Origin of the sequence: Pseudofrankia inefficax, from assembly GCF_000166135.1 — a bacterium.
Taxonomy (GTDB): Bacteria; Actinomycetota; Actinomycetes; order Frankiales; family Frankiaceae; genus Pseudofrankia; species Pseudofrankia inefficax.
In genome coordinates, this window is sequence record NC_014666.1 from 3,462,818 (window position 1) to 3,486,208 (window position 23,391).

20 protein-coding genes are annotated in these 23,391 nt (G+C 72.2%); 14 read left to right on the plus strand and 6 right to left on the minus strand.

The window, feature by feature from the left end; genetic code table 11:
* The first annotated feature begins 3 nt into the window (after positions 1-3).
* From FRAEUI1C_RS14235 to FRAEUI1C_RS14245, 3 genes are all read left to right on the plus strand, one after another.
* Positions 4-1,185, plus strand: coding sequence for an aromatic ring-hydroxylating oxygenase subunit alpha (locus FRAEUI1C_RS14235; protein WP_198318753.1), 1,182 nt, complete (start codon positions 4-6; stop codon positions 1,183-1,185).
* On the plus strand, positions 1,182-1,553 hold the full coding sequence (locus FRAEUI1C_RS14240; RefSeq protein WP_013424008.1) for a hypothetical protein: 372 nt from the start codon (positions 1,182-1,184) through the stop codon (positions 1,551-1,553). Before FRAEUI1C_RS14235 ends, FRAEUI1C_RS14240 begins: the two co-directional genes overlap by 4 nt.
* A 105-nt stretch (positions 1,554-1,658) precedes the next feature.
* Entirely contained in the window at positions 1,659-2,501 is an 843-nt protein-coding gene (locus FRAEUI1C_RS14245) for a MaoC/PaaZ C-terminal domain-containing protein (protein WP_013424009.1), read from the plus strand.
* Positions 2,502-2,622: 121 nt separating this feature from the next.
* Here FRAEUI1C_RS14245 and FRAEUI1C_RS14250 read toward each other — a convergent pair whose 3' ends face one another.
* Positions 2,623-4,794 (minus strand): MMPL family transporter, encoded by a 2,172-nt coding sequence (locus FRAEUI1C_RS14250; RefSeq protein WP_049806901.1) that lies wholly within the window; start codon positions 4,792-4,794, stop codon positions 2,623-2,625.
* Between the two features lie 226 nt (positions 4,795-5,020).
* On the opposite strand from FRAEUI1C_RS14250, the gene FRAEUI1C_RS14255 reads away from it, so the two are divergent.
* Both FRAEUI1C_RS14255 and FRAEUI1C_RS14260 read left to right on the plus strand, forming a co-directional pair.
* Positions 5,021-6,214: a sensor histidine kinase gene (locus tag FRAEUI1C_RS14255; RefSeq protein ID WP_041259308.1), complete on the plus strand. Its 1,194-nt coding sequence runs from the start codon at positions 5,021-5,023 to the stop codon at positions 6,212-6,214.
* Complete coding sequence (locus FRAEUI1C_RS14260; RefSeq protein ID WP_013424012.1) at positions 6,211-6,888, plus strand: response regulator transcription factor; 678 nt, start codon at positions 6,211-6,213, stop codon at positions 6,886-6,888. The genes FRAEUI1C_RS14255 and FRAEUI1C_RS14260 overlap by 4 nt, the downstream gene beginning before the upstream one ends.
* A gap of 87 nt (positions 6,889-6,975) precedes the next feature.
* Here the strand turns inward: FRAEUI1C_RS14260 and FRAEUI1C_RS14265 are convergent, their stop codons facing one another.
* Together FRAEUI1C_RS14265 and FRAEUI1C_RS14270 are read right to left on the minus strand one after the other, a co-directional pair.
* Positions 6,976-8,583, minus strand: coding sequence for a diguanylate cyclase domain-containing protein (locus FRAEUI1C_RS14265; RefSeq protein WP_041260792.1), 1,608 nt, complete (start codon positions 8,581-8,583; stop codon positions 6,976-6,978).
* 239 nt (positions 8,584-8,822) lie between these two features.
* A complete protein-coding gene (locus tag FRAEUI1C_RS14270) occupies positions 8,823-9,308 on the minus strand; it encodes a cupin domain-containing protein (RefSeq protein WP_013424014.1) in 486 nt (161 codons plus the stop codon).
* Between the two features lie 143 nt (positions 9,309-9,451).
* Between FRAEUI1C_RS14270 and FRAEUI1C_RS14275 the strand changes: the two genes are divergently transcribed.
* Together FRAEUI1C_RS14275 and FRAEUI1C_RS14280 are read left to right on the plus strand one after the other, a co-directional pair.
* Positions 9,452-10,690, plus strand: a complete 1,239-nt coding sequence (locus tag FRAEUI1C_RS14275; protein ID WP_013424015.1) for a cytochrome P450 — start codon at positions 9,452-9,454, stop codon at positions 10,688-10,690.
* Positions 10,691-10,713: 23 nt separating this feature from the next.
* Positions 10,714-10,902, plus strand: coding sequence for a ferredoxin (locus FRAEUI1C_RS14280; protein ID WP_013424016.1), 189 nt, complete (start codon positions 10,714-10,716; stop codon positions 10,900-10,902).
* Positions 10,903-10,909: 7 nt separating this feature from the next.
* Here FRAEUI1C_RS14280 and FRAEUI1C_RS14285 read toward each other — a convergent pair whose 3' ends face one another.
* Together FRAEUI1C_RS14285 and FRAEUI1C_RS36265 are read right to left on the minus strand one after the other, a co-directional pair.
* On the minus strand, positions 10,910-11,716 hold the full coding sequence (locus FRAEUI1C_RS14285; protein WP_013424017.1) for an SDR family oxidoreductase: 807 nt from the start codon (positions 11,714-11,716) through the stop codon (positions 10,910-10,912).
* Positions 11,713-12,462 (minus strand): enoyl-CoA hydratase/isomerase family protein, encoded by a 750-nt coding sequence (locus FRAEUI1C_RS36265; RefSeq protein ID WP_013424018.1) that lies wholly within the window; start codon positions 12,460-12,462, stop codon positions 11,713-11,715. Before FRAEUI1C_RS36265 ends, FRAEUI1C_RS14285 begins: the two co-directional genes overlap by 4 nt.
* Before the next feature lie 122 nt (positions 12,463-12,584).
* Between FRAEUI1C_RS36265 and FRAEUI1C_RS14295 the strand changes: the two genes are divergently transcribed.
* Genes FRAEUI1C_RS14295 through FRAEUI1C_RS14320 form a run of 6 tightly spaced genes read left to right on the plus strand, consistent with a single transcriptional unit; the run spans position 12,585 to position 20,167 of the window.
* A complete protein-coding gene (locus FRAEUI1C_RS14295) occupies positions 12,585-14,225 on the plus strand; it encodes an acyl-CoA carboxylase subunit beta (protein WP_013424019.1) in 1,641 nt (546 codons plus the stop codon).
* Positions 14,222-16,159, plus strand: coding sequence for an ATP-binding protein (locus tag FRAEUI1C_RS14300; RefSeq protein WP_013424020.1), 1,938 nt, complete (start codon positions 14,222-14,224; stop codon positions 16,157-16,159). The genes FRAEUI1C_RS14295 and FRAEUI1C_RS14300 overlap by 4 nt, the downstream gene beginning before the upstream one ends.
* The gene (locus FRAEUI1C_RS14305) at positions 16,152-17,921 is read left to right on the plus strand and encodes an acyclic terpene utilization AtuA family protein (protein WP_013424021.1); all 1,770 of its coding nucleotides are present in this window, start codon (positions 16,152-16,154) and stop codon (positions 17,919-17,921) included. Before FRAEUI1C_RS14300 ends, FRAEUI1C_RS14305 begins: the two co-directional genes overlap by 8 nt.
* 31 nt (positions 17,922-17,952) lie before the next feature.
* Positions 17,953-18,609, plus strand: a complete 657-nt coding sequence (locus FRAEUI1C_RS36270; RefSeq protein ID WP_013424022.1) for a TetR/AcrR family transcriptional regulator — start codon at positions 17,953-17,955, stop codon at positions 18,607-18,609.
* Entirely contained in the window at positions 18,606-19,388 is a 783-nt protein-coding gene (locus FRAEUI1C_RS14315; RefSeq protein WP_013424023.1) for a TIGR03084 family metal-binding protein, read from the plus strand. Before FRAEUI1C_RS36270 ends, FRAEUI1C_RS14315 begins: the two co-directional genes overlap by 4 nt.
* Positions 19,385-20,167: an enoyl-CoA hydratase/isomerase family protein gene (locus FRAEUI1C_RS14320; protein ID WP_013424024.1), complete on the plus strand. Its 783-nt coding sequence runs from the start codon at positions 19,385-19,387 to the stop codon at positions 20,165-20,167. Before FRAEUI1C_RS14315 ends, FRAEUI1C_RS14320 begins: the two co-directional genes overlap by 4 nt.
* Before the next feature lie 28 nt (positions 20,168-20,195).
* Here the strand turns inward: FRAEUI1C_RS14320 and FRAEUI1C_RS14325 are convergent, their stop codons facing one another.
* Complete coding sequence (locus FRAEUI1C_RS14325) at positions 20,196-21,932, minus strand: N-acyl-D-amino-acid deacylase family protein (RefSeq protein ID WP_013424025.1); 1,737 nt, start codon at positions 21,930-21,932, stop codon at positions 20,196-20,198.
* A gap of 232 nt (positions 21,933-22,164) precedes the next feature.
* On the opposite strand from FRAEUI1C_RS14325, the gene FRAEUI1C_RS14330 reads away from it, so the two are divergent.
* Positions 22,165-23,385 carry an amidohydrolase family protein gene (locus FRAEUI1C_RS14330; RefSeq protein WP_013424026.1) on the plus strand — a complete coding sequence of 407 codons (1,221 nt, stop codon included), beginning with the start codon at positions 22,165-22,167 and terminating at the stop codon, positions 23,383-23,385.
* Positions 23,386-23,391: the final 6 nt, after the last annotated feature.

Below are 23,391 nucleotides of genomic sequence, written 5' to 3' on the forward strand. Positions count from 1 at the left end.
GCTGTGTCGAACGAGGAACTGGCGTTCCTCGGCACCGGACCGGTGCCGACGGCTCCGTACTACGACCGTGAGTACCACGAACTGGAGCGGGAGGCCGTCTTCAGGCGCAGCTGGCTGCATGTCGGGCGGGTGAGCGAGCTGACGGGAACCGACCCGTTCCTCGTCCGCCGGATCGGCGTCGCCCGAGCATCCGTGCTGATAACCCGGTCGCCGGACGGCGTACTGCGCGCGTTCCACAACGTGTGCCCGCACCGCGGCAACGAGCTGGTCGCCGAGGATGCCGGCGAGGCCCGATCGTTCAGCTGCCGGTACCACATGTGGAACTTCGGCACCGACGGCACGCTGCGGGCCGTACCTGACGAGAAGCGTTTCTACGATCTCGACCGGTCCGCCTGCGGGCTGCGACCGATCGCCGTCGACACCTGCGCCGGCTTCCTGTTCGTCCATCTCGACGCCGCGCCGGCGCAGTCGCTCCAGGAGTCGCTGGGTCCGTTCGGCGACGACCTCGAACGGATCGGCTTCGCCCGCTTCACCGACTTCGAGCAGTACTCCTGCGACGTGGCGGCCAACTGGAAGACGGCCGCGCACAACTTCCAGGAGAACTATCACGTGCGCTGGGTGCATCGGCCGTCATCGGGCGGGCGGGCGACCTCCCGCGAGAACCCCTTCGGCTACAACTCGAGTTTCCGTTTCCACGGTCGCCACGGCGGCGGGACGCACTGGATCCCGCCCGGAGCGGCGCTGTCCGACGTCCGGGCCACGGCGATGCGGGCGGCGCCACCGGCCGACGACGCGCCGTGCCGCGGCAACTTCGACTTCTTTCACCTGTTCCCGAACCTCTACATCGAGCCGCTGGGAGGCTTCAACACGTTCACCATGCAGTTCTGGCCTCTCGACACCGAGCGCACCCGGCTGGTGGTCCGGGTCTACCGGGCCGGCGACGACACCTCGGCCTCGGCTCGGTTCAGCCGCGAGTACACCGCGTCGTCTCTCATGGACGTGCACGTCGAGGACGTCGAGGTGATCGAGGCGAACCAGCGTGGACTGCGGTCGGGCGCGCTCGAGCACATCCACTTCGGGGCGCAGGAAGCGTTGTGCCGTCAACTCCATGAGAACGTGGCCGAGATGGTCCGCACCTACCTGACGGGGCGTTCCACCGTGCCGGCCCGCACCGACGTCCGATGAGCCAGGGCCAGCTCCCGCCCGGGTTCGAGGCGTTGGAGCCATTCACCGGCCACTGGGTGGCGGATACCCGCGGGCAGCGGGTTGGGCTGCGAGTGCGGAGCCGTCTGCCGGAACTGGAGGCGTTCTACGACGTGGCCAAGGAGTTGCTCGCGCCGGCCCTGGGCTATCTCGACGCTCGGCCGCTCGCCGATCTCGGTGAAGCCGACGCGCGGCTGCTCGGCCTCGTGCTGGCCCTCCCGCAGGTGGCGCTGGCCGTCGAGCAGCAACGTGACGCGGAGGCGGCGCACGCTCGGGTGCAGGCGAGGTTCGTCGTCGACCGCACCAGCGCCGATTTCGGCCAGTCCGCATCGCCGAGTGCCACCTGCTGACGACCGGCAGGTCGGCGGACCGACGCGGTATCGGTGGCGCCCTGATCCGGTCGAGGCCACGTTGTGACATGAGCCGACCGCCGCGTGGGATGGAGTGACACTGGTGTGATCGACGCCGATGCCCTCGCCGAGGACGCGATCGGCCCGTTTCCGGGGTGCCTGAGCGCCGACCTCATCCGCCGTTACGCCAGCGCCACCGGTGAGCGGTCGGAGCGGCCCCGGGCCGGCCTGGCGGTGCCTGCGGTCGCGGTGGTGACCCAGATCTGGGCGGCGCAGGAGGCTGGCCGCTCGGCGCTGGTCAGCGAGGACCTGCTGGCGGCCGCCTCGGGCGGGGTGCACGGCGAGCACGATGTCGTGCTGCACCGGCCGCTGGTTCCCGACGAGCCACTGCGGACCTGGGTACACCGCTTCGCGGCTCGCCCGGCGGGCCGGAACGCTCTGGTCACCTTGCGCTATTCGACGGTGGACGAGCGCGACGAGGTCGTCGCCGAGCAGCTGTGGACGACCGTCTATCTGAACGCCGGCTGCGCGGCGGCCGGGGCGCCCCTGCCCGACCACGCCTTTCCCGCCGGCGCACGCCGGCGCCCGGTGGGGGAGTACACGACGACGGTCGATGCCGATATGCCGCGCCGCTACGCGGAGGTGTCGGGAGACTGGTCGGACCACCATTTCGACGCGGCCGCCGCCCGCCGCAGCGGATTCGACCGGCCGTTCCTGCACGGGCTGTGCACGATGGCGCTGGGCGCGCGGGCGGTCGTCGACGCGGTGGCCGGCGGCGATCCGGATCGGGTGCGGCGAGTCGCGGTGCGGTTCGCCGCGCCGGCCTTCGTCGGCGCGGACCTACGGGTCGGCGTCTACGAGGCTGGCGGACGCAGCTATGCCTTCGAGGCGATCTCGGATGGACGCGCGGTCCTCACGCACGGCCGGGTGGAGCTGCGCGGCGAGTAGACAGGGCCCGGTCGGGGGTCTCACGTGCGCGTTCCCCGCGGATGAGCACCAGCGGACTGGACGGGCAGGCCGGCCCGGCGGGCGGCGCCGTTTCGGCGGCGCCGCCCGCGAGCTCGGTTGGCTAGTGCGCGCCTCCTGACTCGCCGGTGCTGGGCCGGGCCAGGACCGGGTCGTCGGGCAGCGCGGCTCGCTGTGCGACGTTCGCCACCGGGCTAGCGCCCCTGGCGGCCGGTCGGGTGCGGGTGAGTGGCCGGCCGAGGGTCCGGTCGAGCCACCCGGGCCACCACCAGTTGGCCTGGTCGAACAGGCTTACCAGCGCCGGGGCCAGCAGCGACCGCACGATGGTGGCGTCCAGCACGACGCCGATCGCCAGGCCGCTCGCGATGATCTTCACGACGGGGTCCGACGCCGATGCCAGGGCGACGAGCGTGGCGAACAGGATCAGCGCGGCGCAGGTGACCAGGCGGCCGGTCCGCGCGAGGCCCTCCACGACGGCTTCGTCGGTCGAGGCTCCGTCGTCGTGGGCTTCCTGGATGCGGCTGAGGATGAACACCTCGTAGTCCATGGACAGGCCGAACAGGAAGCCGAACAGCAGGACGGGTGCGAGGCCGTTGACCGCGCCGCTGCTGTTCAGCCCGAACAGGGCGTGCAGACCGTGGCCCCACTGCCACAGGATGACCACGCAGCCGTAGGTCGCGGCCACCGAGAGCAGGTTCAGCAGGACCGCCTTGAGGGGCAGCACGACCGACCGCAGCGCGCGGGCGAGGAACAGGAACGTGATGGCGGCGACCAGGATCAGGGCGTAGGGGAACGCGTGGTAGACCGCATGTGAGTTGTCGTGCTGCAGGATCTCGTTGCCCCCGACGGCGTCCGCGCTCGGTGCCGCGGCCCGGATGCCCGCGAGGACAGAGCCCTGGCCCGCCTCCCCGATCTGCCGGGCCGGCATCGCGAACACGACGGAGGTGCCGTCGGCGGCCCGCCACTGCGCGTCGGTGGGCCGCAGGACTCCGACGACCCCCTTGGCCGTGGCGAGCCGGTCGCCGACGGCTGCGGGGTCGAGGCCGGGACGGACCAGGACCGGAAGGGTCGTGAGCGTCCCGTCGGGGAAGCCGTCCGCGGTGAGCTGGGTGAGGCCGGTGCGGGCCGGGCCGCCCGAGGACAGGGAACGCAGCGAGGGCAGCGCGATGTTGATCGCGGTCGTCATCACGGCGAGCAGGATGAGGACGGCGGCGCCCACCGCGGCCGCGGCCCAGCGCCGGCGCACGACGCCCCGTGCCCAGCCCCGCCACAGCCGGTCGCCATCCCGGCGCCGCCACCGGAACCTGTCGAGCGCGGGCCCGAAGGCGCGCAGCAGGGCCGGGAGCAGGCTCACCGAGACGAGCGCGGCGATCGACGGGATGAACAGGCCGGCGACGGCCACCCCGCGCACGAACGACACAGGGATCACGACGAGCCCGACCAGGCCGACGCTCGCGGTCAGCCCGCTGACGAGGACCGCGTGACCGGCCCGGACCGTCGCGGCCCGAACCGCCTGGTCGTTGTCGAGGCCGGCCGCGCGGCTCTCCCGCCACCGGGTGACGACGAGCAGCGCGTAGTCGATCGACATGCCGAGGCCGAGGATCGCCACGATCGCCTCGATCGACGGGTTGAACCTCGTGCCGGGGAACACGTAGGTCAGGCCGAGGACCGCCAGCAGCATCGTCACGATCGACACGAGCCCTGTCAGCAGCGGCAGCACGGCCAGGAAGGACCCGAAGACCCAGGCGAGGATGACCAGAGCCAGTGCCGCCCCGATGACGACCTCGACGAGGACGCTGGTGCCGCCGGAGCCGCCGCCGGCGGCCAGCTGCTCGACGCCGGTGACGTCCGTCCGGGTGCCGGGCAGCGCCGTCGTGGCGGCGTGCGCCAGCCGGTCCATGACCGCCGTGTCGACGGTGTCGGTCTGCGCGTCCGCGGGGTAGAGCAGCACCACCGTCGACTGGTGGCCGGCGCCCAGCAGCGCGGGCGCGTGCGTCGTCAGGTAGGAGACCGAGCGGATTCCCTGGTCATGGGGGATGGTCGCCTCGACGGCGCGCAGTGCCGCGGTCGCGCCGGGCGCGTCGGCGGTGGTCCCTTTCGGAAAGGTCAGCAGCAGGACGCTGGGATTGATCCCGGCGCCGCCGAACTGGCGGGCGAGGTTCTCGTTCGCGGTGAAGCCGGGGCTCGACAGCGCGAGGCCACTGCGCAGCCGGCCTGACACGGTCGGGGCCAGCACGAGGCCGACCACGAAGACGGCGAGCCAACCAAACAGCACCAACCGTCGATGCTTCATGATCCATTCAGAGATGCGGTGCACGTGGCCCTCGTTTCCGGCCGGCTGGTCCGGCTCGGCGACGACGCTAGGAAGGCACCCTCGCGCGCACATCGGCCGTGAGCAGGTATTCGGCGGTCCGGCTCCCGTGCTGCTCCTCCTCCCGGCGGACGGCGTGCTCCTCCCCACGGCGGAGGACAGGTGGGTGAGAGGTGCCTACTCTCGGTCCATGCAGCTGGGAGCCTCGCGGGACCGTCTGGCCGACGCGCTGATCGGCGTGGCGGCGGCGGCCGGCCTGCTCGTCGACCATGCGCTGAGCCGGCCTGGCGACGCGACGACGCCCTGGCAGGTGCTGATCGCCGTCGTCACCGGCCTCGCGCTCGCCGGCCGGCGCCGTCTGCCGGTGACGTCGTTCGCGGTCACCGTGACCCTCGTCCTTCTCGGTCTGCCGATGCTGCACGCGACCCGCGCCGCCGTCACGACGACGATGGTGGCCGCCGCGACCATCGCCCATCAGGGGCCGCGGAAGATCTCCGTCGTCGTCGGCCTCGCCCTGGTGCCGTGCGTCGGCCTCGGCGTCGTCCTCTCCAGGACCGACGACGCCGGATGGGCGACGTTCGTGGCCTACACCGTGGTCGTGCTCGCCGCGGTCGCGGCCGGGGACGCCTGGCGGTGGCGGCAGGAGACGACCCGCGCCCGGGCCGCCGCCCTCCAGGCCCGCCAGGCCGCGGACGCGCAGGCGCGCTACGACGCGAACAGGTTGCGGCTCGCCAGGGACCTGCACGACAGCGTCGGGCACGCGCTCGTGGCGATCAACACCCAGGCCGGGGTCGCCGCGCACCTGCACAGCCGGGACGCCGACCCGGGGCTGGTGGACGCGCTGCGTGAGATCAAGCTGGCCTCCGCGGTGGCGCTGGACGAGCTGCGGGCGACGGTCCGCGCGCTGCGCACCGACGTTCGGGGCACGACGAGCGGCTCCCCGCTCGCCATGGAGGCTGGTTCCGCCCTCACCGCGGAGGGCATCGAGGCACTCAGCCGGCCGCTTCGGGCACAGGGGCTCGTCGTGGAGATCGTCGGGTCGCCGGCGACCGCCGCGATTCCGGCCGGTGTCGCCGAGGCGGGCTACCGCATCGTGCAGGAGAGCCTGACCAACGTGCTGCGCCACGCCAGCGCCACCCGGGTCCGGGTCGAGCTCGACCACGGGCCCGACGCGGTGGGCATCGTCGTGCACGACGACGGCCTCGGGCGCTCGACCCCGGTCACGCCGAAGGCTGGGCACGGCCTCGTCGGGATGACCGAACGGGCCGAGGCGCTCGGCGGCACCCTGACGGCCGGGCCAGGCGCCGGCGGCTGGCTGGTCCGCGCGCGGCTGCCCGCGGTCCCGCCGGCCGGCGTGAACCCCCCAGCCATCAGCGTGCTGTGACCGCTGGCCTCCGGGTCGTCGTCGCCGACGACCAGACCCTCGTGCGCAGCGGCTTCGCGGCCCTCCTGGCTGCCGAACCCGACATCGACGTCGTCGGGCAGGCCGGTACCGGAGCCGACGCGGTCGCGGAGGTCACCAGGACGCGGCCCGACGTGGTGCTCATGGACATCCGCATGCCGGTGCTCGACGGCATCGAAGCGACCCGCCGAATCCGCGCGGACCCGGCGCTGGCGGGCGTACAGGTCCTCATCCTGACCACGTTCGACCTCGACGACTACGTGTATGGGGCGCTTCGGGCCGGCGCCAGCGGCTTCCTGCTGAAGGGCATGGAGCCCACGGCGCTTGTCCACGCCGTCCATCTGGTCCGCGACGGTGGGGCGCTGCTCGCGCCCTCGGCCACCCGGCTGCTCATCGACGCCCAGGCGCACGCGCCCGCGCGACGGCAGGAGACCTCGATGGCCCTGGCCGGCAACGTCACGGAGCGCGAACGGGAGGTGCTCGTCCTCGTCGCCGAGGGCCTCGCGAACGCCGACATCGCGGACCGGCTGTCCATCAGCCCGTTGACCGTCAAGTCGCACCTGTCGAGCCTGCTCGCGAAGCACAACCTGGCGACCCGGGTCCAGCTCGTGGTCCTCGCCTACGAAAGCGGGCTCGTGATTCCCGGTGGGCCCTGATCGTTCCCGGCCGAGACGCCCGTCGGCTCGGCGCAGCGCCACGCCGGTCGGCCTGACGAGAGCCCGAGACCTCGCCGGCCGTGGGAGTCACAGGCCCGGCTGGTAGACGACCAGACTGCCCGCGTGTTCGCGCTTCGCCGCGTACATCGCCAGGTCGGCCTGGTGAAGCAGGGCATCCGGGCTGGTTTGTCGCGCGGTCGGGTCCAGGGCGACAACGCCAAGACTGGCGTGCGGGACATAGGTCTGGCCGGCTAGTTCGCAGGGTGCCTGTAACGCGGCGGTGAGCCGTTCAGCGACGCGGACTGGCCTGTCTGGGCCGGCGCTGTCGAGGATGACCGCGAACTCGTCACCGCCCAGGCGGGCGACGGTGTCGGTCGTGCGGGTTCCGGCGCGCAGCCGGGCCGCGCTGATCTTGAGGAGTTCGTCGCCGGCGGCGTGCCCGAACGCGTCGTTGACCCGCTTGAAGTGGTCCAGGTCCACGAACAGAACGGCGACCTGTCGGTCGACGGCCGCGCTGTCGCGGCCTGGGCCGGGGACGGCTGCCATTGCCTGCCGCAGGCGCCGGCTGAACAGCGCCCGGTTCGCCAGGCCGGTCAGGGGGTCATGAAACGCCTGATAACGCAGCTGGCCCTCACGTTCCCGTATCTCAGCGAGCAGTTGGGTGTTCTCGGCCATAGTGATCATCTGCCTGACGAGTGCCAGGACCAGGAGTGACACCGCGCCATACGCCTGGACACGGTCAAGCGGTCCCCCCGCCGCCAGCTTGATGAGGATAAGCAGGCCGATGACGGTAAGCGCGGCGTACGGAAGCGCTGCATGCATCCACATCGCCCGCGAACCGGGCACGGTTCGATCGTCCGGGCCCGCTGGGATCGAAGGCGCAAGTGCGGCGAGAGTGATCAGCAGCATGGAAACGACGCACGGGAACAGAGCCCACGCGGAAATGTCGTAGCTGCCATGGGCCGTGCGGTAGACGAAGATGCTGCCCATGAGGGCGAAGGCCAGCAGGCCGCTCCCTAGCAGCGTGAGCGTCGTGGGGGACCGCGGCCGGCGGAATGTTGCGATCATGAGCACGGTCGCTACCAGAATCAGCGCCGTCACCTGCTGTACGAGCGCGAGGAGGAGCAGCCCGAGGGCGGGTGCGCGCGCCCGGACGACTGCCTCCAATGACGTTCCCCATTCCAGCAGGAACACCGAACCGACGATCAATGCGCTGTCCAGCACGATGATCGCGTGCCAACGGCTCGGGCCCACCCGCTCGCGCGTGGCCCGGCCATCGATGGGGCGGGTGGGCAGGCACAGCAACCCGGCCAGAGCCAACCCGTAGAACGCGACCAGTGTCAGGGACTCCGGCGGTGCGAGGGACGTGGCCGAGTCGCCCTTCAGGAGGCTCACCACGGTGGCGAGGGTGGCCCCCGCGAGCGCGGCCGCGAACGTGCCGATGAGGACCCGCCAGCGCCGGTCCCCGGCGGCGGCGCGCCGGGTGCTCCCAAAACAGGCCACCGCGGCAGCGACCTCCGCGACGAAGTTGAGGATCGTCATGGCAATCTTGGCGGGCTCCGGCTCCAGCAGAACCGCGAGCGCGGTCGCGAGCCCGACGAGCAGGGTGGCACCCACCGCGGCTCGCCAGTACAACCACGGCCCCCAGGGCGAACCGGCCGAGCGTCGACGGCCTGGCACAGCGCCCCCGGCCATGCGGAGCCCCACCACCACGCCCCCCGATCTCCCACCGTGACTTACGTGATGCCTAGCGCGACTGTCGGAGGCGCACCATGTCCCGCTGGTGCGCGTTCCGCCCATCGGTTGGATGTGCCCGGCTCCCATCCGGCGAACCGGGCCACGTCCGAGGCCGGGGTCGATGTTGATCCAGACGGGGGCCCGCGGGCGACCGCGAGTCACCCGCGATCGCCCACGGGCGGTGTCGTCGGGCTCGGTCAGGACACGGCGAGAGCGGCGGCTCCCTCGCGCGCCTTGCGCTGGTGCTCCTCGATCCACTCCCTGCGCGCCAGGTTCGGTGGGTACTCCTTGTCGGCGGTCGTGCTGAACGTGAAGAACGTGCCGTCGTCGAGCTCGAACTCCGACGCGGAGGTGTCGTTCCTGGCGAACACCTCGACCGTCATGCAGCCTTCGGGGCCGGCGACCTTCGGGCCGTAGACCTCGCCCGGGTGGGCCAGCATGATGGTTCCCACCCGCAGCTCGTCGTCGCCGGAGTACAGCGACCCCTGGACGATGACCTCGAAGCGTTCGCAGCCGTGGGCGTGGCGGGGGATGACGAAACCGGGCTTCATGTCCATGACGACGACGCGGGGGGAGCCCGGGTCCTCACCGAGCAGACGATGGCTCGTGCGCATGTCCTCGAACTGGATGAAGCTCTCGGGCTCGACCCAGTACTCGGCCTGGTCCATCGAATAGATCGCCACTGACCCTCCTCGAAACAGGTCGCGTCGGGTGCGCGGGGGTGCCGCGCAGGTTGACCGGCCTCGCCGCGACTGCCATCCTGCAGATGAGATATCGTATCTGATATCGAAGATGCTGGCGACGGGGTCGCCGCGAAGGAGGTCGCGTGGACACAGGTCGCGTGGACAAGGGCCCCGCGGCGGAGGACCTCGCGTTCTACGCCGAGCACTTCGACTACCTGGACCCGCGGGAGCCCGCGTTGCGCGAGTCGCTGCTCGACGAGTTACCGGCCCGTTGCCCGGTCACGCGCAGCGACGCGTGGGGCGGGTTCTGGGTCGTCAACAACTACGCCGACGCGGCGGCGATCTGCCTGGACCCAGAGACGTTCTCGTCGGTCCCGCCGAAGCGCATCACGCCGCTGACGGGCCGCCCGATGCCGCCCATCGACGTCGACCCGCCCGCGCTGCAGGACTATCGGCGCATTCTGAACCCGTTACTCACCCCGCGGCGTCTCATGGCGCTCGCGCCCGAGATCCGCGCGTTCGTCACCGAGCTGATCGACGACTTCGTCGAGGACGGCCACTGCGACCTGTCCGGCCAGTTCGCCAAGCCGTTCCCCGCGCGCTTCCTCTACCGCTTCCTGTTCGGGACCGACGACGCCGACGCGGGGACCGTCCAGAAGTGGACCGAGCAGATCCTGTGTCACCCGCGTGACGAGACGACGCCCGCGATCAAGGAGCGGTGGCACGCCTGGATCTGCGACCTGCTCGAGCGGCGCCGGGGCGCGCCGCGGCAGGAGGACCTGATCGACGCGCTGCTGCACGGCACGGTCGAGGGGGAGCCGGTCGGCGACGAGGAGATCGTCGGCTGTATCGAGAACCTGACCTTCGGCGGGTTCTCGACCACCGGCGACACCATCGACAACGCGATGTTCCGGATGGCGCAGCGCCCGGACCTGCAGCGGCGTCTGCGCGCCGACCCGGGCCTGATACCGACGGCGATCGACGAGTTCCTGCGTTTCGACTCGCCAGTGGGCGGGGTCGCCCGCCTGTGCACCCGGGACACCGTCATCGGCGGCCGGCAGGTCAGGGCCGGCGAGCGCGTCTTCATGTTCCTCGGCGCGGCCAACCGCGACGAGGCCGAGTTCGACAGACCCGACGTCCTCGACATCGACCGCGAGCGCAACCGTCACATCGCGTTCGGCCTCGGCCATCACCGGTGCGTCGGGTCGAACGTCGGGCGGCTGAACGTGACGATCGCGCTCGAGGAGCTGCTCTCGCGCCTGGGCGAGTTCCGCGTCACCCCGGGGGACGAGGTTCGGCGCGTGCCGAGTCCCGCCTGGGGCATCGACTACCTGCCGCTGACGTTCGAGCCCGGCGCGCGCCGCGCGCCGCGGGCGAGCTGACCGGGGCGGAAGGACGGGACACCATGAAGGTCACGGTCGACGCGCAGCGCTGCCAGGGCCACGCGCGCTGCGCGCTCATCGCCCCGGACGTCTTCGACATCGACGACGAGGGCTACGCGACGGTGCTGTGTGCCGTCGTTCCGGCCGAGCTCGAGGACAGGGCTCGCCGCGCGGTCACCAACTGCCCGGAAGGCGCGATCACCGTCGATTGAGCGGCCGTCACATGCCGGTGGCGGTCGTCGCGATCCCGCCGTCGACGGGCAGGACCGCGCCGGTCACGTAGGACGCGGCCCGGCTGACGAGGAACACCACCGAGCCCGCCATGTCGTCGGCGCGCCCGATTCGGCCGAGTGGGGAGGCGGCGGCGAACGCGCCGCCGTGCTCCTCGAGCGTGACCGCCATCATCCGCGACGGGAACGGCCCCGGCGCGACGGCGTTGACGGTGATGTTGTCCGGTCCGAGATCGCGGGCGAGATGGCGGGTCAGCTGGTGGACCGCTGCCTTGCTGGCGCTGTAGGAGTACGTCGGAAAGACCGGCGTGCGGATCGCGTCCATGCTCCCGACGTTGACGACACGGGCCGGATCCTCGGCGCTGGCCGCCGCGCGCAGCCCGGGAAGCAGCGCCTGCAGCAGCCAGAACGGCGCCATCACGTTGAGCGTCAGCACCTTGTCCCAGGCCGACGCCGGGAAGCTGGCGAGGGGAGCGCCCCAGGTCGCGCCGGCGTTGTTGACGAGGATGTGCAGGGCCGGCTCCGCGCCGAGCACCTCCTCGGCGAGCCGGTCGCACTCCTCGACCCGCGCGAGGTCGGCCGGGACGGCGCTCACCGGGCCGAACGCCGACAGCGCCTCGACGGCCTCGTCGCACGCCCGCGGCTTGCGTGAGGTGACGACGACCCGCGCGCCCGCCTGGAGCAGCCCGCGCGCGATCATCAGCCCGATGCCGCTCGTGCCGCCGGTCACGAGAGCGCGCTTGCCGTCGAGTCCGAACAGGTGGCGCAGCGGGTCGACCGCCGCCGGGGCCGTCATGACCTGGCCCGCCGTCGCGCGGCGAACGCGGTGACCGCCGCCCGTCCCTCGTCGGTGCGGAGATCGGCGAAGATCGCCTTGGTGTCCGCGCGGGGCAGCAGGTCGTTGACGTACTTCTTGTAGTTGCGCCGCGCGCCGCCGCCGGTCTGCTGGATCGCGCGGACCAGCGCGTCGACCGCGGGCTCGAACGCCGGGGGATCGGTCACGGTGGCGATGAACCCGAGCCGCCAGCCGTCGTCCGCCGACATCTGCTCGCCGGTGAGCAGCAGGTACTTCAGGTACGCGGTCGGCAGCTTGGTGAACAGGCAGGCTGGGCCGAACGGGTCGGAGAACCCGAGCCTTCCCTCCGGCATGCCGAATCGGGCGTCATGCGTCGCGACGACGAGGTCGCAGAGCGCGGCGATGACGAACCCGGCGCCGAGGCACAGGCCCTGGACGGCGGCGACGACGACCTTCTCGCAGTCGCGGATCGTCTCGAAGGGCATGCTGTCCGGGAACTCGTACACCGCCAGCGGGTCACTGTCGGCCAGCAGGCGCCCGAGCGCCTCGATGTCGGCGCCCGTCCCGAACGCGCGCGGCCAGCCGCCGATGACGATCACCTCGACGTCCGGGTCGCTCTCGCCCCGGCGGATCGCGTCGCGCAGGGCCCGGTACATCTCGGGCGTGAACGCGTTGAGCTTGTCCGGGCGGTTGATCGTGACGCGCAGCGATCCGTCCCCTGGAGCTCGTACCTCGATGGCTGCCACGCCGCGTTCCGCCTCTCGTCCGTGATCTGACGGTCTCGTCCTCGGCTCGACCAGCGGAAGGCCCGGCAGCCGATCTCATATGGGTAATTGTCTGGCATGAATATTACCGGTACAGTCCGGCCATGCAAGCACACCTGGCCGCCCCCCTCGCGTCCTCGACGAACGCCGCCGCCGAGAGCTTCCAGGCGAATCGCGCGGCGATGCTGGAGCAGATCGCCCAGATCGACGAGCTGCTCGAGGAGGTCGTCGCCGGCGGCGGCCCGGAGGCGGTCGCGCGGATGCGGTCGCGCGGCAAGATGCCGATCCGCGAGCGGATCGCCACCGTCCTCGACCCGGACAGCCCGTTCCTCGAGATCAGCCCGCTCGCCGCCTTCGGTACCGACTACACGATCGGCGGCGGCATGGTCGTCGGCATCGGCGTCATCGCCGGCGTCGAATGCGTGATCATGGGCAACGACCCGTCGGTCAACGCCGGCGCGCTCACGCCGTACGCGCAGAAGAAGTGGGCGCGGGCCATCCAGATCGCGCGCGAGAACCGCATGCCGTACGTGAGCTTCGTGGAGTCGGCCGGCGGGGACCTGCGCATGGACCGGCGGGCCGCGCAGAGCAGGAACAGCCTGTCGCACTTCGCCGAGACCGGGCGGCAGTTCTACGAGCTGATCGAGCTGTCGAAGCTCGGCATCCCCACGATCAGCGTGGTCTTCGGATCCTCGACGGCCGGCGGCGCCTACCAGCCAGGCCTGTCCGACTACGTCATCCTCGTCGCGGAACAGTCGAAGATCTTCCTCGCCGGGCCGCCGCTCGTGCGGATGGCGACCGGCGAGATCAGCGACGACGAGACGCTCGGCGGGTCGAGGCTGCACGCCGAGCGGTCCGGGCTGGGGGAGTACTTAGCCCTCGACGAGGTCGACGCGTTGCGGATCTGCCGCGAGGTCGTCTCCCACCTGAACTGGCGCAAGGCCGGCCCGCCCGCGGCCACCACCACACCGGACGAGCCGCTCCAGGACGCCGAGGAACTGCTCGGCCTGGTGAGCCGTGACCTGCGGCAGCCACTCGACGTGCGCGAGGTCATCGCCCGCGTCGTCGACGGCTCCCGGTTCGAGGAGTTCAAGAGCCGGTTCGGGCCGACCCTCGTCTGTGGGTGGGCCCAGATCCACGGCCGCCCGGTCGGCATCCTCGGCAACAACGGCGTGCTCTACCCGGACTCGGCCCAGAAGGGCGCGCACTTCATCCAGCTGTGCAACCAGGTGGACGTCCCCCTGGTCTTCCTGCAGAACATCACCGGCTTCATGGTCGGCCGCGAGTACGAGGCCGACGGCGTCGTGAAGAAGGGATCGCAGCTGATCAACGCGGTCGCCAGCTCGACCGTGCCGCACCTGACGGTGGTCCTCGGCTCGTCCTACGGTGCCGGCACCTACGGCATGTCCGGGCGCGCGTTCGGCAACCGGTTCACCTTCCTCTGGCCGACGGCGAAGATCGCCGTGATGGGGCCCAGGCAGATCGCCGGCGTCATGTCGCTGGTGCGCCGCGGCCGGGCCGAACGCAGGGGTGAGCCGTTCGACGAGGCCGCGGACGCGGCGATGACCGCGCAGGTCGAACAGGCGCAGGAGAGCGGCTCGCTCGCCCTGGTCGCGACGAGCGCGATCAGTGACGACGGCATCATCGACCCGCGGGACACCCGCACGGTCCTCGGGCTGTGCCTGTCCGCCGTCGCGAACAACAAGATCTCCGGCTCGCGCGAATACGGGGTGTTCCGGCTGTGATCCGTTCCCTGCTCGTCGCGAACCGAGGCGAGATCGCCCGGCGCGTCTTCCGGTCCGCCCGCGCGGCCGGCCTCCGCTGCGTCGCCGTGTACGCCGACGCCGACGCCGACGCCCCGTTCGTGGCCGACGCCGACGACGCGTGCCGCCTGGCGACCGGCTACCTGGACGGCGCGGCCATCGTCGCCGCCGCGTTCGCGACCGGTGCCGATGCCATCCACCCGGGCTACGGGTTCCTGTCGGAGAACGCCGCGTTCGCCCAGCAGGTGATCGACGCCGGGCTCACCTGGGTCGGCCCCACTCCCGAGGTCATCTCCGCGATGGGCGACAAGCTCGCCGCGAAGCGGGCCGCGATCGCCGCGGGCGTGCCCACGTTGCCGTCGTCGGACGACCCGGCGGACGCGGCCGGCGTCGGCTACCCGCTGCTGGTCAAGGCCGCCGCCGGCGGGGGTGGCAAGGGCATGCGGATCGTGGAGCGGGCGCAGGACCTGCCCGAGGCGGTCGCCGCGGCGCAACGCGAGGCCCTGGGCGCGTTCGGCGACGGGCGCGTGTTCCTCGAGCGCTACGTCGCGCGCTCGCGGCACGTCGAGATCCAGATCGTCGGGGACGCGCACGGCAACCTGTTCCACCTCGGCGAACGCGAATGCTCGATCCAACGCAGGCACCAGAAGATCGTCGAGGAGTCCCCGTCGCCGGTCGTCACCCCGCGGCTGCGGGCCCGGATGGGCGAGGCGGCGCTGACACTCGCGCGGACACTGGGCTACCGGTCGACGGGCACCGTCGAGTTCCTCCTCGACGACGAGACCCGCGACTTCTACTTCCTGGAGGTGAACACCCGGCTGCAGGTCGAGCACCCGGTGACCGAGGAGGTCACCGGCGTGGACCTCGTCGACCTCCAGCTGCAGGTGGCCGACGGCGGTGTGCTGGCGCTCCAGCAGCGGCCGCCGGCTGGCCACGCCATCGAGGCGCGGCTCTACGCGGAGGACGTCGCCGCCGGGTTCCTGCCCGCGACCGGCACGCTCGCCGCGTTCGAGCCCGCCGCGGACGACGGTGTCCGCTGGGACTCCGGTGTCGTGACCGGCTCGGTGGTCGGCGTCGACTTCGACCCGATGCTGGCCAAGGTGGTCGCGCACGCCGCGACCCGCCGGGGCGCGGCGCGGAAGCTCGCCACGGCGCTGGAGCGGCTGCACCTCGGCGGCGTGACCACGAACCGCGACTTCCTCGTCGCCACGCTGCGCGACGAGGCGTTCCTCGCCGGCGACACGACCACCGACTACATCGCGCGGGTCCGCCCGACGCCGCCGCCCCCGGACCTCGCGCGCGCCACCGCGGTCGGCGCGCTCTGGCTGCACGGCCGACGCCGCGGCGAGGCCGGCGTGCTCGCCTCGCTCCCGTCGGGCTGGCGCAACACCCCGATGCCCGCGCAGGCCGTCGCGTTCGTCGGCCCGGATGACGAGGGCGTGGCCCTCGGCTACCGCCGTCGCCGCGACGGGTCCTTCGCGTTCGACGACGGCCAGACCGCGCGGGTGCACCGCTGGTCATGGCAGGACATCGACGTCGAGGTCGCGGGGCGGCGCGCGACGCACCGGGTCACGGCCGCCGCCGGGCACGTCTACGTCCAGCTGCCCACGGGCACCGTCGCGCTCGCCGTCACGCCCAGGTTCGCGCCCCCGTCCGAGCAGGCCGCGCCGGGGGCGCTCGTCGCGCCGATGCCGGGCGCCGTCACCGACGTCCGCTGCGAGAAGGGCGACCGCGTCGAGGCCGCGCAGACCCTGGTCGTCCTCGAGGCGATGAAGATGGAGCACCACATCAGCGCCCCCGCGACAGGGGTGATCACCGAGGTCCACGTCGCGGTCGGGGCGCAGGTCGCCAGTGGCGCCCTGCTGCTCGTCCTCGACCTCGACGGCTCCGGAGGAGGTGACCGCACCGATGGCTGAACCGATCAGGATCGCGAACTGCTCCGGCTTCTTCGGGGACCGTTCGACGGCCGCCCGCGAGATGGTCGAGGGCGGCCCGATCGATGTCCTCACCGGCGACTGGCTCGCCGAGTTGACCATGCTGATCCTGTCCCGCACCCGGCAGCGCCGGCCCGACGGCGGGTACGCCCGCACGTTCGTCCAGCAGCTGGAGCAGGTCATGGGCACCTGCCTGGACCGTGGCATCAAGGTCGTGGCGAACGCGGGCGGCCTCGACCCCGCCGGCTGCGCGCAGGCGGTCCAGGAGGTGGCCGAGCGTCTCGGCCTGCACCCGAAGATCGCCTATGTCACGGGCGACGACCTCATGCCGCGCCTCAAGGACCTCGCCGACGAGGGCGTGACCTTCGACAACCTCGACACCGGCGCACCGGTCGCCGACCTGTCCCGGATCGTCACCGCGAACGCCTACCTCGGCTGCTGGGGGATCGTCGAGGCGCTCGGCGCGGGCGCCGACATCGTCGTCACCGGGCGGACCACCGATGCCGCGATCGTGTGCGGCCCGGCGGCCTGGCGGCACGGCTGGCGCCATGACGACTGGGACGCGCTGGCCGGAGCGGTCGCGGCGGGACACGTCATCGAGTGCGGCACGCAGGCCACCGGCGGCAACTACTCGTTCTTCCAGACGGTGCCGGGGCTGACCCGGGTCGGCTTCCCGTGGGCCGAGATCGCGAGCGACGGGTCGGCGGTCATCGGCAAGCACGACGGGACCGGCGGTCTGGTCTCGGTCGGCACCGTCGTCTCGCAGCTGCTCTACGAGATCGGCGCACCGGCCTACCTCGGCCCCGACGTGACCACCCGCTTCGACACCATCGAGGTCGAGCAGGCCGGGCCGGACCGGGTGCGGCTGTCGGGTACCAGGGGCGAGCCGCCGCCGCGGACCCTGAAGGTCGCGATGAACGAGCACGGCGGCTTCCGCAACGAGGTCAACATCGCCCTGGTCGGCCTCGACATCGAGGAGAAGGCGGCGGTCCTCGAGGAGGCGTTCTGGCGCGCGCTGCCCTACGAGCCGGCTGACTACGCCAGCGTCGTCAGCCGCGTCGTGCGGTCCGACCACCCCAACGCCCGCAGCAACGAGGAGGCGACCGCCGTCTGGCGTCTCACCGTGAAGGACCCCGACGAGGCCAAGGTGGGCCGCTGCATCGGCAACGCCGTCGTCGAGCTGGGACTGTCGACGATCCCCGGCTTCTTCACCCTGGACGGCGGCCCCAAGCCCGGCAAGGCCTACGGCGTCTACCGTCCGGCGCTCATCCCCGCCGCGCTGGTCCCCCAGGAGGCGGTCATGCTGGGCGGGCCGACCACCGTGATCGAACCGATCGCCCCCAGGACACCGGCGCGCGTCGTCACCCCGCCCGAACCAACGGCCGGCGTGCCTGCCGGCCCGACGCGCCCGGAAGCGCTCGGACGCGTCGCCGGTGCCCGGTCCGGCGACAAGGGCGGCAACGCGAACCTCGGGGTCTTCGTCCGCTCCGATGCCGCCTGGGCCTGGCTCGACGCGTTCCTCACCACCGAGCGCCTCCGCGCGCTGCTGCCCGAGCTCGCGGCGTTCACCATCGACCGCTACCGCCTGCCGAACCTGCGCAGCCTGAACTTCGTCGCCCGCGGCCTGCTGGAGGAAGGCGTCGCCGCGTCGACCCGGCAGGACGGGCAGGCCAAGAGCCTCGGGGAGTGGCTGCGCGGCCGCGTCGTCGACATCCCCGAGTCCCTGCTCGCCGAGGCGGGCTGACCATGCGGCGCGCGACCGGCATGGTGTGTCGATGACCGTTGACGCCGACCAGACCGGGATCACCCGACGCCTGCGGTCGATCCCGCGGCCGAAGCCCGTGCTCTCCCGCGATCGTGAGCGCGCCCTGAGCCGGCGCCAGCGTGACCTGCTCGACCAGCTCGAGCACCTGCTGTTCGCCGAGGGGTTCGCCGAGCTCACCATGGCCAACCTCGCCGCCAGGCTCAACTGCTCGCTGCGTACCTTGTACGCGGTGGCACCGAGCCGCGACGAGCTGGTGCTCATCGTGGTCGACCGCAACCTGTGGCGGGTCGGCCACGCCGCGCGGGCCGCCGTCACGCCGGACATGGCCCCGATGGCGGCCCTGCGCGAGTACCTGCGGGCCGCCAGCGACGCGGTGAGCGAGCGCACGGAGCCGTTCGCCCGCGACCTGGGCGCCGTGCCGTCGGCGCACGCGCTCGCCGAGGGGCATCGGCGCTACCTGTTCGAGGTCATCCAGGCCCTGCTCGACGAGGCCGCCGAGCGCGGCGACATCGCGCCCGTCGACACCGCGGCGGTCGCCCGGATCCTGGCCGGCCTCGCGAGCGTCCTGTCGAGCCCGGAGGTGATCCCGACGCTGCGGTCCTCACCCAAGGACGCGATGGACGAGGTCGCCGACCTGATCCTGCGCGGCCTGAGGAGCGAGCCATGACCGATCTCGACCGGATCAGGACCGCGCTGCTCGCCGAGCAGACCGCGCTCGACGAGGTCGTGTCGGGGCTGTCGCCCGACCGGCTCGCACTCGGGACCCCGAGCCCGGGCTGGAGCATCCTCGACCAGGTCGCGCACCTCGCCTACTTCGACGACACGGCCGCGCTCGCGATCGAGGACGTCGAGGCGTTCCGCGCCGCCGAGAAGGTGATGCGCTCGTTCCCGACCGTCGACGAGGCGACGCTGCGCCGCGACGAGTCGCCCGACGCCCGCCTCGCCGCGTGGCGCGCGAACCGGGTCCGGCTCGCGCGGGCGTGCGCCACCCTCGCCGACACCGACCGGGTCGTCTGGTACGGGCCGCCCATGGGCGCGCGGTCGTTCGTCTCCGCGCGGCTGATGGAGTGCTGGGCCCACGGCGAGGACGTGCGCGACACCGTCGGCGCCCCGCCCTCCGACACCGACCGGCTGCGCGAGATCGCGACGATCGGCGTCAACACCCGCAAGTGGTCGTACGCCAACCGCGGTCTCGTCATGCCCGACCGGGCGGTCCGGGTCGAGCTGACGGCGCGCTCGGGGGACCGGTGGGCCTTCGGGCCCCAGGGCGCGGCCGACGTGGTCGCCGGCACGGCGCTCGACTTCTGCCACGTCGTCACGCAGCGGCGGCACCTCGGCGACACCGCACTCGTCGTCACCGGCGCCGCCGCCCGCGGCTGGATGGAGATCGCGCAGGCCTTCGCGGGTGCACCCACCATGAGGCCCCGAGCGGGAGGAACGCCATGAGCTTCGTCGAGACCAGCACCCGAGACGGCGTCATGACCATCACGCTCGCGGACGAGGAACGGCGCAACGCGCTGAGCCCCGACGTCATGACCGACCTGTTCGCGGCCTGCGACGCGGCGGACGCCGACGCGGCGGTGCGGGTCGTCGTGATCACCAATCGCGGCTCGACGTTCTGCGCCGGGGCGAACCTCGGCCAGCGGCTGGCGGGGGAGCGGCCGGCCACCCCGGCGCCGACCGGGCCGCGGCTGTTCGGGCGCTTCGCGCACTCGCCGAAGCCCTACGTCGGGCGCATCGCGGGTCACGCGGTCGCCGGCGGGATGGGCCTGGTCGCCGCGCTCGACATCACGGTCGCGGCCGAGGACGCGAAGTTCGGGTTCACCGAGGTGCGCGTCGGGGTCGCGCCGGCCGTCATCTCCGTCGTGTGCCTGCCGAAGCTGCGCGCCGCGGACGCGCGGTCGCTGTTCCTGCGCGGCAACCGGGTCAGCGCGCACGAGGCCGCGCGGGTCGGCCTCGTCAACGCGGCGGTCCCGCGCGACCGGCTTGACGCCGAGGTGGAGGACGTCGTCAACGACCTGCTCGCCGGCGGGAGCGAGGCGATCGCCGCCACCAAGAGGCTGCTGCGCGAGGTGCCGGGCGCCCCGGTCGAGGACGCGTTCGCCTGGACGGCCGCCCTGTCGAGCGAGCTGTTCGCCGGAGCCCAGGCGAAGGAAGGCATGGCCGCCTTCAAGGAGAAGCGGCCCGCCGGCTGGATCCCGGCGAACCGCTGGTCCTACGTCTAGAGCCTGGCGTGGCGCCCGGGCGTCGCGCTCAGCCGGTGACGGCGGTGAACGGGCGCCCGCGCACCAGCCGGCCCGGCAGCTCACCGGTCGGCTCGCCGTCCCGGTAGGTCTCGACCCCGGCGACGAACGTGTGCCGGTAGCCGTCCGCGCCCTGCAGGAACCGCCGGCCTCCCGCCGGCAGGTCGTGCACCACCCGCGGGCGGTGCGGGCGCAGCGTGCTCATGTCGACGACGTTGATGTCCGCCCGCAGGCCGACCTCGAGGCGGCCACGGTCGTCAAGCCCGACCAGCCCCGCTGTCTCGGACGTCTGCTTGCGCACGAGCCGCTCCAGCGGGATGGTCCCGTCCGCGCGATCCCGCCCCCAGTAGCCGAGCAGCGTGGTCGGGAAGCTCCCGTCGACGATGAGGCCGACGTGGGCGCCCGCGTCCGAGAGCCCGACGACCGTGTTCGGGTCCTGGAGCATCTCGCCGACGACGTCGAGCCGCCCGGGCACCGCGTTGGTGATGGCCGCGTAGAGCAGCGTCGACCCGTCCCCGCGGGTGAGCAGGCGGTACATCAGCTCCGCCGGGTTGACCCGCTCGCGTGCCGCCCGTGCTCCGATGCTGTTCTCCGGTCCCGGCTCGTAGTCCGGCGGGTCGCCGAGCTCGAAGATGCGGTCGTAGTCGTAGAGGAGCCGGCCCTCGGTCCGCCCCGTCTCGTGCAACCGTCGGTCCGCTTCCAGCAGCCGCGGCAGGAAACCGGGCTCGCGCATCGCGGCGAGCTTCTCCGCGAGCGGCAGCTGGTCGATCTCCAGGTAGGCGCTGTTGCGCGAGTACGGGTTGAGCGACGAGTCGAGCCCCATGACCAGGCCGACGCCCCGGGCCGGCACCTGCGCGCGCATCGGGACGCCCGCCCGGACGGCGTCGGCGAGCAGGTCGAGCAGCAGCCGGTAGCGGTCCGGCGTGCCCGGCTCCTGGACCAGGGAGAACGACAGCGGGCGCCCGGACTCGACCGACAGGCGGCGCATCATCGCGAACTCCGCCTCGGGATCGTTGAAGTCCGTGGTCAGCTGGATGATGCCGCGACCGGTCTCGCCCATCGACCGCGCGATCGCGAGCAGCTCGGAGCTCGCCGCCGACAGCGTCGGGATGTGCTCGCCGGCGACCGTGCGGTGGTTGATCGTGCGGGAGGTGGAGAAGCCCATCGCCCCGTCCAGCACGGCCTCCCGCACGAGCGACGCCATCGCGGCGATCTCGGCCCCGGTCGCCTCGACGCCCGAGCGCGCCCGCTCACCCATCACGTAGATGCGCAGCGGGCAGTGCGGGAGGTAGACGCCCAGGTCGGCGTCGTGCGGGACCGAGTCCAGCGTGGCGAGGAAGTCCGAGAACGTCTCCCACTCCCACGAGATGCCCTCGTGCAGCGCGGTGCCCGGGATGTCCTCGACGCCCTCCATGAAGTCGATCAGACGGTCGTGGCCGTCGACGTGCGCGGGCGCGAAGCCGACGCCGCAGTTGCCGGCGATCACCGTGGTGACGCCGTGCTCGGACGACGGCAGCAGCCGGTTGTCCCAGGTCGCCTGGCCGTCGAAGTGCGTGTGGACGTCGACGAAACCGGGGATGACGGTGAGGCCGTCGGCGTCGTAGACCCGCTTCGCGGGGCCCGGGTCCGGCCCGACGTGGCTGATGCGGCCGTCGGTGACCGCGACGTCCGCCTGGAACGACGGCCGACCGGTCCCGTCGATCACGGTGCCGCCCTTGATCACGAAGTCGTGTGTGTCGCCGGCCATCTGCCCACATACTCCTCTGGTCGCGCCGAGCACGGGACGACGTCGCGATGTCGGGCCCGTGGGTGCTCGGATCGGGGAGCTGCGAATCGCCCCCTCGCCCATGACACTACGATACGATATCTGATATCAAATGCCGACGCACTACTCCTGCGGTCGGCGGTGGGCACGGCGGTGAGGCAGGACGCCAGGCCGCCCACGGGGCAGGCGAGTCACCATCTGACGAGGGACACCGATGATCGAGCCGCACGACATCCCGCGCATCATCTCCGTCGACGACCACGTCCTCGAGCCACCGACGCTCTGGACCGATCGCCTGCCGTCCACGCTCCACGACGTCGGGCCACGCGTCGAGCGCCAGCGCATCCAGGTCAGTGAGAAGCAGGTCGGCGGCCAGATGAAGTTCGTCTGGGAGGCCGACGACGCCGCCGACTGGGTCGACGTCTGGCGTTACGAGGACCTCGCCACTCCGCTCATGCTCCCGAACGCGGCGGTCGGGTTCGACGAGCTCGCCTTCCGCGGCGTCACCTTCGACCAGGTCGCGCCCGGCGCCTGGCAGCGCGCGGCGCGGCTGGCCGACATGGACGCCAACCACGTCGAGGCCTCGCTGTGCTTCCCCAACACGCTGCCGCGCTTCTGCGGGCAGGCGTTCCTGGAGGCCAAGGACCGCGAGCTCGCGATGCTCTGCGTCCGCGCGTACAACGACTGGCTGATCGAGGACTGGTGCGCGGGCGCCGCCGTCGGGCGGATCCTGCCCGTGGTCATCCTGCCGCTCTGGTCCATCGAGGAGTGCGTCAAGGAGATCCGGCGCAACGTCGAACGGGGCGCCAACGCGATCACCTTCCCCGAGAACCCCTACCCACTCGGGCTGCCGTCGCTGCACAGCGACCACTGGAACCCGGTCTTCGAGACCTGCCAGGAGCTCGGCGTCGTGGTCTGCATGCACATCGGCTCGTCGTCGAAGATGCCGACGACGACGCCGGACGCGCCGTGGATCGTGTCGTCGACGCTGACCTTCCAGAACGGCCTGAACTCGCTGGTCGACTTCATCTTCTCGGGCATCCTGGAGCGCTACCCACGGCTGCGGATCGCCTATTCGGAGGCCCAGGTCGGCTGGATGCCGTACGTGCTGGAGCGGGCCGACAAGCTGTGGGCCGAGCGTTCGGACAACTCGTTCGGCCATGCCCTGCCGCGCAAGCCGTCGGAGTACATCGCCGGCCGCGTGTACGGCTGCATCTTCGACGACGAGACAGGCCTGCGTAACCGCGACGTGATCGGCGTCGACCAGATCTGCTTCGAGACCGACTACCCGCACGCCGACTCCACGTTCCCGCACTCGCGCGCGGTCCTCGCCGGGATCGCCCAGCAGGCCGAGCTCACGCCGGAGGAGCTCTACAAGCTCGCGCGCGGCAACGCGATCCAGCTGTTCGACCTCGGCCGTCACGGTCTGGCATGAGTGCCA